We start from the raw sequence: 13,532 nt of genomic DNA, 5'->3' as shown, positions 1-13,532 counted from the left end.
CACACACTCTAGGTTACGAGTAACTAATGTTTTTTACACCTAAATATGAAATTATTATTTCTTGCATTGTTTTTAATGAGTTATGGTATTATAGTGAAACAGGATCCCTCTTGTATCGAAAAGAATGCGCGAGAACTTGTTACTTGGTTTATAAAAACAAACAAAGATTGCTATTTAGTTCTAAATGAATCTGATTGGGGAGAGATAAAAAAAGATATCTACACGAAAATTTCCTTAGGAAAGGAATGAATATTCTAAAGTTCAAAAAAGAAAAAGATGGAAATGTCATAAAAAAAGAGATAGTTGTCGTTGAAGATACTACGAAGAAGAAAATGAATATTACTTTGCCAGGAGAAGTCGTTATTTATGATGTAAAAAATGAAAAAGAAAGACAAGAAAGTGGATCTAGGAAGGTAATACAAATGTGCAAGGAATATCAAAATGAACTGAATCGAAAGCCAACAAATAAAGCTATTCTTGATATTTGTATAAACGAAGAAGGCGTTGTAGAACGTGTAAAATTTGTTAAAAGTGAGGTTGATTCTCTAAGTCAAGAAACTATTGATTTGCTTATGCGGTGTGTTAAACAATTTAGATATGAAGCGGCTCCTAATACTCCTATTATGTGTGGGAAGCTAATACTTCATTTAGGATCTCGCTAAAGAATATAAAAATAGACTTCCCACAACAAAAAAACATCTTTACTCTATTTACCTCTTAAAACTTAAACTGAGCACCAAGACCTAAGCCCATGTATACCGCCGCATGATTCAGTTGATATAAATCTGAAAAACCATAGTTTTGGTATCTTCCATCTACTCGTAGTTGAATCGTAATATTTTTATTGATTTTGTAACTGATGAAAGGGCGGCAACTGTAGGAAATAAAGAATTTAGAAACAGGAAAGGGAGTTGCTTCTGTCTCTAACATGACGATGTTATTATATTGATCTAATGTTTTTCCCTTTTGAGATTGTGTGAAATTAAAGTGGATACCAAGACTAATTCCATAGTTTAATCTACCAATAGATTTTTGTATCCCCAAGAACAAAGGAATCGCATAATAAGTCATTTTATTATGATGTTTGACCACTCTTGTTGCTGTGGCGTTGGAATAACCAGTAGGAGAGATAGGGTTGGCTCTAGTGATGCCCCACGATTGAGTTGAGTTAAATTCGCTCATAGATTGGTTGTATTCAAATCCTGTCAGGACAAATAAGTTTTTGTAAAAATAAAACTCTACTTCAACCCCAATAGAAGTGCCTAGTTCGTATTGGTATCCTTCGTTTAAAAGATGACCTATATTGTTACTGTTTGAAGGAGCAAAGAATATGTTTTTGATCGTGTGTAGTCCTAAGAAAGAACCGATGTTGAACTTTGTTCTATTTGTTCTTTTGTTTAGAAAAAATGCATCTGTTAGCTCAGGGGTAGTATGCTTTTGCTCTAGTGGGAGTTGGATGGATAGGTTTTGTATATCTAGTGTTTTTATTTTTTTACTGCCTTTGTTCCAATTGAGTGTCTCTGCGGCAGCATTTTTATTAATAGTAGATGAACTATGATTATTTAGTTGGCTTTCGTTTGTATTATCAGAAGTAGGAGAGTTTATCTGAGTAGATTGATCCTCAGAAGAAGTCGTGTTTTTAGGAGTAGTGGTATGATAATTATTTAGTTTTGTATTATAAGAAGCAGAAGGTGCTTTCTGAGAAGTTTTCCCCTTAGAAGTGGATCTATTTTGGAGCGTAGATATGTGCTGATTGTTTAGTTGGTTCACGTTTGTGCTGTGAGAAGTAGAAGGTACTATCTGAGTAGATTGATTCTTAGGGAAAGCCGTGTTTTTAGGAATAAATAAGTTATTGTTTAGCTGGTTATTGCTAGTATTGTGGGCGATAGGCAAGTTTGAAGCTTGCTTAGCGAGTGTAGCTATTGGATTGATATATGAATGATTAGAAGGAACGTTGGTTTCTAGATGCAGCGTAGATCGGCTATTATCAAATGTATTAGAGTTGTTGTAAAATAAAATCCATAAAATTCCACTTAGAATAAACAACAGTATTAATGCTCCTAATAAAAGATTCTTATTAGAAAGAAGAGAGGACTGTTTCACTTTATTCTCCTCTAGTCCTTTTTCGATATTGTTCCATAAATCATTTACATCTAGACCTTCTAAAGAGCTAGTGTTTTTTAGATGATTTTTTATTTTTCTTTCTAAATCCATACCCAAATGAGTCGTTTAATGTTAGACTAAGTTAAAGTGAAATTCTGAATCTGATTCAGTTCTTTTTTTTATCCATTCTCTAGCTCTAGATAAGCGTTTTCTAGATAAGGAAGGTTTGATTCCTAGCATCGATGAAATTTCTTCGTGAGAAAACTCATCGATTACAAAAAGGTTAAACACTTCATAGAGATTAGGAGGCATCTGTTTTAGATATTTCAATACTTCATGGACTGTTAGATTATCAAAAGCAGTAGGAGAAATTGGTGCGCTGTGAAAATCAACGATTAGTTGTTCGATTGTTTTTTTGGACGTTTTTGCATTGTACTTTAGGCAGTTGTTGATGGTGATTTTTGTAGCCCAAGTTCCTATGCTAGCTTTTTTAGGATCAAATAAGTGGAGGTTCTTAAATATATTGATAAAGGTATCTTGTAAGACGTCTTTTAGGTTATTTTGATCCATTAGATATCTTCTACAAATGGGGTTAAGATAAGGCAACATTAAATTATACAATTTAAATTGACTATTTCTATTGCCATTTAGGCATTGAGTGATTAATTGTATGTTTACTTTATCTTTTAGCACTTATCTTATGTATATTAAAAAAAAACAGCAAGTAGTATCTATATGATTAATCATTTTTTCTGATAAAGAATGAGGAGTTTATGGAGGTTTATTCCATAAACTCGCTTATTATCAGTAAAACTAAGGTACACAATTACAATTGGCATCTAAAAAACCTCTGACTCCAGCAGGAGTCGTACAAGGATCTCCAATGTTAGCTAAGAAAGAAGGACAGTCAAAATTCGAACTACTCACACAGTTGCAAAGTAAATCCAAAACTCCTTGATTTCCACTCGGAGTCGTACAAGGATCCCCAAAATTGGCTTGTAGGTTAGGACAATCATAAACAGGGTTGGTATCACAGTTGCAATTAGCATCAAGTGTTCCTACATTGCCGCTGATCGTTACGCAAGGATCTCCAATATTGGCTTGTAAGGTGGGACAATCAAAAGTAGTCGTATTGGTTACGCAGTTACAATTTGTATCTATAGTTCCTATATTACCAGCAGGATCAGTACAAGAATCACCAAAATTAGCTTGTAGTGTAGGACAGTCATAGGTTGTCGTGGTGGTGATGCAGTTGCAATTAGTATCAATTGTCCCTCGTGCACCAGCAGGAGTTGTGCAAGGGTCACCAAAATTAGCTTGCAGATTAGGGCAGTCATAAGTAGTTGTCGTTGTTGCGCAGTTACAACTAGAATCAATTGTCCCTATATTGCCAGCAGGATTCGTACATGGATCCCCAATGTTGGCTTGTAAGGTAGGACAATCGTAAGTGATTGTAGTTATACAGTTACAATTAGAATCCAACGTTCCTCGATCACCAGCTGGAGTTGTACAAGGATCTCCGATATTAGCTTGAAAAGCTGGACAATCGGTTGTAATTGTTATGGAATCTGCATTGGGATCACAGGAAAATATTAAAAAGGAACATAAAAATATTGTTACTAGCCCTTTGGATAAAACTATAAAATTATTCATGATTTGAATTTTACTTAGATTAAAAAACTTGAGTAGCAAATTTTTAATAGAAAAGGTATTTTGAAAGGAGAATAACCCAACAAAACAAACTTGATAACCATTAAAATTATGAACTAAAATTCATTGATGTTTACGTTATTAAATTATGTATATCGAAAAGGCCTTTTCATTGAGTTATATCTCAATAAGGTAGACAGTGTGACAAAAAAATTAAGAAAAATGTATTTAGGTAGTAAAAAATTCTGATCATGTTTTGACAAAAAACAAAAAACTCTCCCCAACATTATTGGAAAGAGTTTCTTTATTCTTGATAAAAATAGCTTATCTGCTAGATTAGATCTTGCAAAAAAAATGGGTTAGAACCTGCGTTTTAGTGCTCTCGCTCCATCAACATATCCAAGAAAGCATACAAAGGTTTTTTGGCTTCCTCTGAAACTTTCAGCAAGTTTAAATTGTGTATCGCCTTTTCTTTATAAATAGCCATAATTTTTTTCATCTCATCAGGAATACCTAATGCTCTGAAAATTTCTGTTACACGTTCTATTTTGGCAGCTTCTTTTTCTGGTCTAGGTGTACTAGATAAGAGTTGATTCAATTCTTGTTGAGTTGCTTTGTCTGCTAGTTCTAATGCTTTAATAACCAAAGCCGTTTTTTTATTTTGAATAATGTCGCCACCAATGCGTTTTCCTACTTTTGCTTGAGTTCCAAAGGTGTCCAACCAATCATCTTGCATCTGAAAGGCAATGCCCATATTTCGTCCAAACTCTCCAATCAGTTCTGCTTCTTCTAGCGAAGCACCACCTACTAAAGCGCCCATTTTCATGGCTCCATATAGCAAAATAGATGTTTTTAATTCAATCATCTTTGTATACTCAGGAAGGCTTACAGTAGGTTGCGTTTCAAAGTTAACATCCATTTGTTGCCCTTCACAAACCCCAATAGCTACTTCGTTAAAGACAGGAAGGAGGGTGGGGAGAATTTCTGGAGCTACTTTGCTAAGGTGGTCGTAAGCATAGACCAACATAACGTCACCAGCTAAAATAGCCGTATTGGTATCAAATTTTTTATGAACCGAAGGTTGACCTCTTCGGATTGGAGATTCATCCATAATGTCGTCGTGTACCAACGAAAAATTATGAAAAATCTCAACGGCATAGGCAACAGGGAGGGCTACACTAACTTCTTTTGTAAACAATTGACAAGCCATTAATGCTAAAAGTGGACGGATTTGTTTGCCACCTAAAGACAAAATGTAATCAATGGGTTCGTAAAGTTCTCTAGGGGTGTGCTGTGCAAAATTATTGTCTTTTTGGTAGGTTTTAAACAACTGATGTATATCCATTTTTTAAAAATTGCTGGTGTGAAAATTATTTATGGTTAACTAAGGCGTATTCCTTTTAAGAATTAGCACAAGATGTTTTAAGATAAAACAAGTTAAGAATTTTTTTTATTTATAGCTAATTTCAATCTAACAGACCAATGCTTAAGCAGGCAGGTTGGGCTTGAAGTGTTTTTTAGTTGCATGAATTAAATGTTGATAAATCATAGGGTTGCCTGCTACAATTTCCCTTCCATAAATAAAGTTCTGCTCGCCTGAAAAGTCGCCAACCAAACCACCTGCTTGTTGGACAATGAAAGCTCCTGCTGCAACATCCCAAGGCGATAAGCTATATTCAAAATAACCATCAAAACGCCCACAGGCAACATATGCCAAGTCCAATGCCGCAGAACCAAACCTCCTTAATCCTCTTGTTCCCAACATCAGAGGTTTTATCATGGCTAAGTAAGCGTCCATTTGCTCAAAGTCATAATAAGGAAAACCTGTTGCTAATAAAGACTGTTCTAGGGTTGAGGTGGTGCTAACCTTGATTTTTTGCTGATTTAAAAATGCCGTTTCTGCCCCTTTCCAGCTATAAAATGTCTCTTGATGATTGACTTCATGCACGACTCCTAAAACGGTTTCTTTTTGGTACTGCAATGCGATACTAATGGCAAAAAAAGGCAACTGATGCAAAAAGTTGGTCGTGCCATCTAGAGGATCAATAATCCATTGCCAGTCTTTGTCTTCATGTGCCACGGTTTCTTCTTCAGCCAAGAAAGCAGCATCTGGCAAAAATTGACTCAAACCATCAATCAATTTCTGTTCAGATGTTTTATCAACATAGCTAACTAAGTGATTCAACTGCTTGTGTTCAATTTCTTGACTTTTGACTTTTCCCAATTCTGCTTGTAGGAATTTCCCTACTTCAAGGCTTAATTGACAAGTTTGTTGGCAAATCTTTTCTAAGTTCATTGAATGATTTGTTTGTAAGGTTAGAATGCAAATTGTTTTAAATGAGATTAGGGCATTCCTTTCAAATTATAAGTAATCGTTTATGACCCGCTAATAATCAAAAATAAAAAGAGCTGCCCTAAAAATATAGAACAACTCTTTAAATATCTGTATTAATCTTTATTAAGAACTAAGCATTAACATTTAATGCTTCGGCTAATGTTTTGGCTAAATCTTGATCCAAAGAACCAAAGTGTGTTTCATAGTCTTGCTGACTTCTGCGGACAACCTCTAAAGCTTCTTCTCTACCATAGGTATGTGTAATTTCTACTTCTTTAACGCTATCTTTATTATCAGGATCTTCTTTATACGTTAAGAAGTAATGTTTGATGCGTTTGATTAGTTTTTCTGGACAATCTTTGATGTCTTTGATGTCACCGTAGGTATGATCACCTTTTAACACAGCAACAATTTTATCATCCGCTTCGCCACCATCAATCATACGGAAACCACCAACAACGATAGCATCTAACAATAGATCACCGTGTGTCAAGGCTCTATCCATCAATACACATACATCTAAAGGGTCGCCATCGCCAACAATATCTGTTCTACCAGTTTGCTGCATGCAAAATTCTGCCATCGCTTCAGCAGAATAAGTACGAGGAATCAAACCGTAAGGAACAGGAATATTGTTAGAAAATTTATTAGGGCGGTCAATCATTAAATAACCGCTTTCTTTACAAATTTCGTATTTCATTTGATCTCCAGGAACTACCTCAATGTAGCAACGAACAACTTCAGGAGCGCCTGCTCCAATATTAACACCATGCCAAGGATGTGCTTTGTAACGTTTTCCAAATCTATTCCAAATATCGTGGAGCTTATCGTTAGCCATAATTTTCAATAAAATTTAAAGTATCTGTGCTATAAAATAATTTAAAGAGGGGCATTTTGTTTAGAAAGTATAAGCATCAAGGAAATTCTATTTATAAAATTCCTCAATCTAAAACGATTTAAGCCCCGTCTCAATTTGCAAATTTACAATTTTTGTTTTAGACTATATCTAAAAGCTTATTGTTTTTTGTAACAGTTTGATAGAAAATAGAGTACAGACAGGATTTGTACTCTATATCGGAAATATTTGAGTATTAGGCAAAAAGAATTTCTCTACTTAGTAAGCAGTAAGAAATATTTGATACCTAATTATTTTTAATCAAATCTAATAAGTCTGCCGCTGAGAGTTTTGAACTAGCATCTGTTCCTTCTAATAAGGAATCTGCCAAATCTCTTTTGTCTTCATGCAACTTGATAATTTTCTCTTCGATTGTATTTTCAGTAATCAAGCGATAAACTGTTACTGGGCGCTGCTGACCAATACGATGGGCTCTATCTGAAGCCTGATCTTCGACCGCAGGATTCCACCAAGGGTCCATGTGAATTACATAGTCTGCTGCGGTTAAATTTAATCCTGTTCCTCCTGCTTTTAGACTAATTAAGAACAACTCGCCCTCGCCTGTTTGAAAAGCATCAATACGCTCTTGTCGTTTTTTGGTTGGAGTTTGTCCATCCAAATATTGATAACTAATGTTTTTCTCTCGAACGTATTGTTCAATTAGTTGTAAATGTCCAACAAATTGGCTAAAAACCAATGCTTTGTGTCCATTGCTGATTAATTCCTCTACAATTTCTCCAAAGAGTTCTAATTTTGAGCTTTTTAAATTAGAATTAGGATCTACTAATTGAGGATTACAACAGGCACGGCGCAAGCGCATAATCTGAGCCAAGACTTTGAGGTGTTGCGTTCCTGCTTGTTGTTGCGTATCTTTTTCTAAGCTCTCCACAGCATTTCTACGCAAGGCTTCATAAAACGCTTGTTCCTCTTTAGACAAGTCAACACTTAGTACTATTTCTGTTTTTTCGGGCAATTCTGTTAAGACATCTTTTTTGTGTCGTCTAAGAATAAATGGACGAATCAATAACTGCAATTGTTTTTGAGTATCGGTGTCTCTATCTTTCTCTATAGGAATAGCAAAACGATCTCTAAAACCTTTTAAGCTACCAAGCAAGCCAGGATTGATAAAGCGGAATAAATTCCACAACTCACCCAAGTGATTTTCAATAGGCGTACCTGTGGTAATAATTTTAAAATTACCTTTCAACTTCATAGCTGCTTGAGAGCGCTTTGCATTGCTATTTTTTATTGCTTGCGCTTCGTCTAAAACAATGGTCTCAAATGTACGAGTGCTAAATAAGTCACTCTCTGTTTGCAACAATCCATAAGTTGTAATCAAAACATCATCAGCAGAAGCGTTTTCTATGCTTTGTTTTCGGTCACTCTCACTAAAAAGAATAGGAGTTAATTTGGGGGCAAATTTTTCAATTTCCTTAATCCAGTTTCGGCAAACGGAAGCAGGTGCAACGACCAAACTAGGTCCTTTGCTACTGCGGTTTAAAATGACGGTTAATGCTTGGATGGTTTTTCCAAGTCCCATATCATCGGCCAAACAAGCTCCGACTCCCCATTCTGCTAGTTTTGACAACCACTGAAATCCTTCTGTTTGATAACTTCGTAACGTTGCCTGAAGATCTTGTGGTGGCAAAAATGTTTTTTGCTCAATGCTTTTTAAACGATTAATATGGTCTACCCAACTATTATCAATATCAATAGTTTCAATCTCGTCAGTTAAATCTTCAAACGCAAAGCTTGCCAATGGATGTATTTTCCCTTCATCGTCTGTAAATTTATAAATGCTATCTAAGCGATTTTGCAACTCTTTGCTCAAAGCTAAAAATTGCCCATCATCCAATTCAATGAACTCTGATTGTTGCTGCTGCATCATATTGAGCAATTGACGCATATCCAATACCAAATTTTCGTTTACCTGAACCGTACCAGAAATGCCAAACCAATCATTTTCTTTGCTAATTGTCAACTTGACATTAGAAAAATCAATCTGTTGCTTAATTTTAAGCTGCTCTCCTTTTGGCCATTCTATCACAATCAAATTCTCCGCTCTAAACGGTTCTAATTCGTGCAACAGTTTTAAGCAACTATGCGGATTTTCCAACTGCCACAAGTTATCTTCTATAGGCTTGTTGTTCGTTAATGTTGGGGAGGCGTCAATTAAGGTACCTAATGCTTGTATTTCTGCTTCCAAATCCCGTTTTGTTTGTGTGCGGATCGCTTCTATTTTAGTCACTACACGAGCAGAGCCTTTGCCAGGTTTAAAATAAGGAGCAGCGACTTGAAACGGTTTGACAAAGAACTCTACATCAAAACCTTCGCCCACAGGCAATAAGTGTACATAAATACGAGGGTCAGGTTCAACAGAAGGTATGTTGTCATTTTGAAACTCTAAGTCCGATTGTAGAGGCATAATGGTAGACAAACCAGATAGCGTGCGTTCCAATTGTTCTTTACCCTTAAAAGGAATTTCCAAACTTTTACCTCCAATAGCTTGGGCTAATTGAACTTGTTTTTCACTGACTTGAATCAACTGATAGCGAGTAGGAGTTTCTTTGACAATATAAACGCCTTCGTGTTTGATACTAATGGAAGGGCTAATAGAGTAACCTTCGGTTGTTTCTTTGACAACCAATTCAACCAACCCTTGACGCAATTCACAGGCGACATCAGGAGATTTGTATAAAAATAATAGCGGATGATCAACCAAGGTCATAAACGTTTTGGAAGGAGAGTGGAAGCCATAGGCACTATTATTATAATAGCCCGAAGACTTGGTAATGGTATTGATAACCCGCATATCGTGTGGGGTCGCTTCCAAGACAGAGCCTTCTACCAGTTTATCTAAGCCAGCATTCCGTCCCTTTGACCAACTTCCATTTTTATTGATACGCTGTATTTTGGGTTGTATAATGTCCCGTTCAAAATCAACCAACCAAATCAACCGACTTTGCAAATGTGTTTGTGTAGTAACATTTTGTCCATGAAGTGCTTCTAGTGCCTGTAAGGCAACTTCCCAATCTTCTTGAAGACCAATAACATCCATTAAAGATGGAACAGGACCTAAAATCTCTTGCAATTCCTCTGTCTTGGTTGCGTAAAACTCTTTTCGATTGGTGCTAATTTCTTGCATCAGTACCGCTACGTTGTAAGCCACCCAATAGTATCCATTTTTAATGGCTTTGTGTTGTAGCGTAAGGGCATAGTTCTCCCATTTTGGGGCAAACTTTTGTGTCCAATACTGTGCATAAAGGTAGAGCAATCCGTGTAAGTTATAATACAAATGCTCTTGCTCGAATAATTCTTGTGCTCTAGTAGGATTCTCTTGTAAGTTATCAACAATGGCTCCTAAATAGAGGTACACATTACTAATATTATGAGAAAAAACTTCTTTAAAAAAGTTCTTAATCATTGGAATGTGTTTGGTATTGTGATCCTTTAATAGTGCTAGAATAAAAATGACACCATGGTAGTCGTCAAAGTAAGTTTTTAACGATTTTTCTTTTTTGCGATAATCTTTTAAGGCTTTTTCATACCTATTGAGCGCTTTTATGTTGTATCCTTGAGCAAAATACAGCCAACCTTTGAACTTAAGCGCGTTGATAGAATCTTTGCCTTCCCATAGTTTTTTTACTGTTGCCCAATCGCCTTTTAACAAGGCATGTAAGCTTAGGTAATGGTAGACTAAGTCCAAGTCTTTACCTTTTAGGGTAGAAGCAATTTTTTGAATGTTTTTGAGCGGCTCGTTAACATCTTTTAGGGCAATGATCATTGCTCCCAATTGAGATTTGTAGAACTCGAATTGAAATTTAGGCGAAAGGTTTGGAATGTTATTAATACCATACCGCTCAATAAATAATTTCTTGTAAAGTGTTTCGATATAAAACGAACTATCTTTTTGTAAGGTTTGAACAGCTTTCTGAAAAGTTGAATAATCGTCTTGATACAATGCAAAGGAGGCATCTCGGATAACCTCGTTCGGATATCGATAAGCTTGATAAGGGTTTTCTAAACCAGGGAAAACATCGGTAACCGCTTTGCGTAACGCATTGAGTCGCTTATCGCTTATTGCTTGCTGGATGGCAAAATGATAAACTTCTGGGTGAATTTGGAATTTTTGATCTAAGTTTTTCTTAATCAAATGAGCCTCTCTTAACAATTCTAGGCTTTGTCCCAAAGTAATTACATTGTAAGATTGTTTATTGGTGGCTTTTAGTTTTGCCTTCAAACAGATCTGCAAAATCTTGGCTTTGTTTTCTGGACTGTCAATGAGTGCCAGTAGTTTGACCAAGTCTTTTTGTGTGTTATTTAGGGATTGATATTTTTTGCGAATGTCTTCAATCTTACTCATCATATTAGATACTTTCTCTGAGGATTATATTGTCCAATAACCGAACACCATCTACACGAACCGTAGTACAAGCTGTAACTATAGTAGCTTTATCAAAAGAATCAATGATTTCGAGACTGTCTCCATCTATTATTGTAAAATAATCAACTTCTAATTGGTGTTGGTTGATAAATGCCAATGCTTGTTGTTTGACTTCTTCAAGAGACATATGGATAGCATGTTTCTTGGCTTCAAATAGCATTTGGGAAATTAGCTGTGCTTTGATTCTTCCTTCAGGACTCAACCGAACATTCCTAGAGCTCATTGCCAAACCATCTTCTTCTCTTACAATAGGCACTCTGACCAACTGAATAGAGGAATTCATCAGCCCAAGCATGTGTTTGATGATAGCAAACTGCTGATAATCTTTTTGTCCCATATACAAGTAGTCTGGTTGTGCAATATCCAACAAGCGATGCACGACTTCGACTACTCCTGCAAAGTGACCAGGTCGGTGTGCCCCTTCCATCGTTTTGTCTAATCCTGACAAATCAAAAGTTGGGGAAATCAAATCTTTGGGATAAACTTCTGTTACATCAGGCAAAAATAAGGCAGAACAGCCTATTTTTTCTAATTTTTCGATATCACTTTCTATAGGGCGAGGATATTTTTCCAAATCTTCTGCATCGCCAAACTGAGTTGGATTAACAAAAATAGAACAAACAACAAGGTCGCAATCTTGAAAAGCTCTTTGAATTAAACTTAAATGCCCTAAGTGCAAAGCTCCCATTGTTGGAACCAATCCAATTTTTTTTGTTTGTTTTTTCTGTGTGCGTATATAGTGTTGTAAATCTTGAACCGTCTTAAAAATATACATAAGGAGAAGCGAAAATTATGGGACGCTATTTGAAAGAATATAATAAAAATGTGTTGATTTTGTTCCTTTTTGTCCCAAAAACAAAGGATAAGAAGGTCTTAAAACGGGGAAAATTAATTAATTAAACCATAAGAAACAGGTTTAATGGGGCAAATTGGTATTTTTTTCGTAAATTTGCAAATCGAGAAACAGATTCTTTTTGTGTTTTCTTGAAAGATTTTTTTACTAAATTTTTAGAACGAGTAGTTTTATGGCTGATAAGAAAAGAATATTGATAGTAACTCAAGAGATGAAACCGTATACAATTCTTTCTCAAATATCTGAAATTGTACGCGAGTACTCTCAGTTTATTCAAGAGAATGGAGTGGAGGTTCGAATCTTGATGCCTAAGTTTGGAACTATCAATGAGAGAAGACATCGCCTTCATGAGGTGGTTCGTTTGTCAGGGATGAATATTAATGTAGATGATGACGATTATCCTCTAATTATCAAAGTAGCTTCTTTGCCAGGAACAAGAATGCAAGTGTATTTCTTGGATAATGAAGAATTCTTTAAACGCAAGCAAGTGTTTAATGATGCAAAAGACCAGTTTTTTGAAGATAATCTAGATCGCACCATCTTCTTCTGTAGAGGAGTAGTAGAAACTGTGAAGAAGTTTGGGTGGGCTCCTGATATTGTTCATGCACACGGTTGGATGACTAGCTTATTGCCAGCGTTGCTAAAAACTACTTACCAAAACGAACCAATTTTCCAAAACGCACAAGTGGTGTACTCTGCTTACCATGCAGACCAAGCAAATCAAGCATTTGCACCAGCGTTCAAAGAGAAAATGGATGTCAATCATTTGAGCGATATTACAGATGCGTACTTAATCAATGGCGTTTTAGATTTGAATGCAGGAGCATCTAAGTTTGCAGAAGGAACTATTATTGGTCTAGAAGATGTACCTACTGACAATATCGCAGAGCCATTCTTGCCCCATCAAGCAGAATTGACGAATAGATATTTAGAATTTTACGAAGAATTATTGGGAGCAACAGAAGAAAACGTATAATTATACATTGAGAATCAATTGGATTCAAGAGACTTGATGTAAGTAAATAGTTGTTAAAAAGAAAGCATAGACAGAAACGATGTCTGGCCAACCAAATCTTTTAGATTGCTTATTTATGAGGTATTATGATACTTAATAATACGATGCAAGTCAAAAACGAATGTTAATATTATACCTAAAATATTGGAGAAAACCAACTACTCTTTGTAGTAGAACCGTTATACTAGGTAGATAAACATACCCCCAATATTTTCAATCAAAAAAATTCTTACAAAT

10 protein-coding genes are annotated in these 13,532 nt (G+C 35.7%); 2 read left to right on the top strand and 8 right to left on the bottom strand.

Annotation, left to right across the window (positions count from 1 at the left end):
• The first annotated feature begins 245 nt into the window (after positions 1-245).
• The gene (locus CG11_RS07455; protein ID WP_052594693.1) at positions 246-662 is read left to right on the top strand and encodes a hypothetical protein; all 417 of its coding nucleotides are present in this window, start codon (positions 246-248) and stop codon (positions 660-662) included.
• A gap of 55 nt (positions 663-717) precedes the next feature.
• Here CG11_RS07455 and CG11_RS07450 read toward each other — a convergent pair whose 3' ends face one another.
• From CG11_RS07450 to panC, 8 genes are all read right to left on the bottom strand, one after another.
• On the bottom strand, positions 718-2,214 hold the full coding sequence (locus tag CG11_RS07450) for a hypothetical protein (RefSeq protein ID WP_052594692.1): 1,497 nt from the start codon (positions 2,212-2,214) through the stop codon (positions 718-720).
• A gap of 21 nt (positions 2,215-2,235) precedes the next feature.
• Complete coding sequence (locus tag CG11_RS07445; RefSeq protein ID WP_052594691.1) at positions 2,236-2,712, bottom strand: RNA polymerase sigma factor; 477 nt, start codon at positions 2,710-2,712, stop codon at positions 2,236-2,238.
• Between the two features lie 204 nt (positions 2,713-2,916).
• Entirely contained in the window at positions 2,917-3,756 is an 840-nt protein-coding gene (locus tag CG11_RS07440) for a hypothetical protein (protein WP_052594689.1), read from the bottom strand.
• A 370-nt stretch (positions 3,757-4,126) separates the two neighbouring features.
• Positions 4,127-5,098: a polyprenyl synthetase family protein gene (locus CG11_RS07435; protein ID WP_052594688.1), complete on the bottom strand. Its 972-nt coding sequence runs from the start codon at positions 5,096-5,098 to the stop codon at positions 4,127-4,129.
• Between the two features lie 141 nt (positions 5,099-5,239).
• Positions 5,240-6,049, bottom strand: coding sequence for an inositol monophosphatase family protein (locus CG11_RS07430; protein ID WP_052594686.1), 810 nt, complete (start codon positions 6,047-6,049; stop codon positions 5,240-5,242).
• 169 nt (positions 6,050-6,218) lie between these two features.
• The gene (locus CG11_RS07425; RefSeq protein ID WP_052594684.1) at positions 6,219-6,926 is read right to left on the bottom strand and encodes an inorganic pyrophosphatase; all 708 of its coding nucleotides are present in this window, start codon (positions 6,924-6,926) and stop codon (positions 6,219-6,221) included.
• A 304-nt stretch (positions 6,927-7,230) separates the two neighbouring features.
• Positions 7,231-11,349: a DEAD/DEAH box helicase gene (locus tag CG11_RS07420; RefSeq protein ID WP_052594683.1), complete on the bottom strand. Its 4,119-nt coding sequence runs from the start codon at positions 11,347-11,349 to the stop codon at positions 7,231-7,233.
• A 1-nt stretch (position 11,350) separates the two neighbouring features.
• Complete coding sequence (gene panC / locus CG11_RS07415) at positions 11,351-12,202, bottom strand: pantoate--beta-alanine ligase (RefSeq protein ID WP_052594681.1); 852 nt, start codon at positions 12,200-12,202, stop codon at positions 11,351-11,353.
• A gap of 250 nt (positions 12,203-12,452) precedes the next feature.
• Between panC and CG11_RS07410 the strand changes: the two genes are divergently transcribed.
• Entirely contained in the window at positions 12,453-13,256 is an 804-nt protein-coding gene (locus CG11_RS07410) for a glycogen/starch synthase (protein WP_052594679.1), read from the top strand.
• Positions 13,257-13,532: the final 276 nt, after the last annotated feature.

This window comes from Aureispira sp. CCB-QB1 (assembly GCF_000724545.1).
In the GTDB taxonomy this organism is placed as follows: Bacteria; Bacteroidota; Bacteroidia; order Chitinophagales; family Saprospiraceae; genus Aureispira.
Note: the sequence above shows the minus strand (reverse complement) of the source record. Positions and strands in the feature narration are given on the sequence as shown.

Excerpts from the sequence above, each read along its gene's own strand:
- CG11_RS07425 (WP_052594684.1), bottom strand. The coding sequence starts at position 6,926 with ATGGCTAACGATAAGCTCCACGATATTTGGAATAGATTTGGAAAACGT.
- CG11_RS07430 (WP_052594686.1), bottom strand. The coding sequence starts at position 6,049 with ATGAACTTAGAAAAGATTTGCCAACAAACTTGTCAATTAAGCCTTGAA.
- CG11_RS07410 (WP_052594679.1), top strand. The coding sequence starts at position 12,453 with ATGGCTGATAAGAAAAGAATATTGATAGTAACTCAAGAGATGAAACCG.
- CG11_RS07435 (WP_052594688.1), bottom strand. The coding sequence starts at position 5,098 with ATGGATATACATCAGTTGTTTAAAACCTACCAAAAAGACAATAATTTT.
- panC (WP_052594681.1), bottom strand. The coding sequence starts at position 12,202 with ATGTATATTTTTAAGACGGTTCAAGATTTACAACACTATATACGCACA.
- CG11_RS07450 (WP_052594692.1), bottom strand. The coding sequence starts at position 2,214 with ATGGATTTAGAAAGAAAAATAAAAAATCATCTAAAAAACACTAGCTCT.
- CG11_RS07420 (WP_052594683.1), bottom strand. The coding sequence starts at position 11,349 with ATGATGAGTAAGATTGAAGACATTCGCAAAAAATATCAATCCCTAAAT.
- CG11_RS07455 (WP_052594693.1), top strand. The coding sequence starts at position 246 with ATGAATATTCTAAAGTTCAAAAAAGAAAAAGATGGAAATGTCATAAAA.
- CG11_RS07440 (WP_052594689.1), bottom strand. The coding sequence starts at position 3,756 with ATGAATAATTTTATAGTTTTATCCAAAGGGCTAGTAACAATATTTTTA.
- CG11_RS07445 (WP_052594691.1), bottom strand. The coding sequence starts at position 2,712 with ATGTTGCCTTATCTTAACCCCATTTGTAGAAGATATCTAATGGATCAA.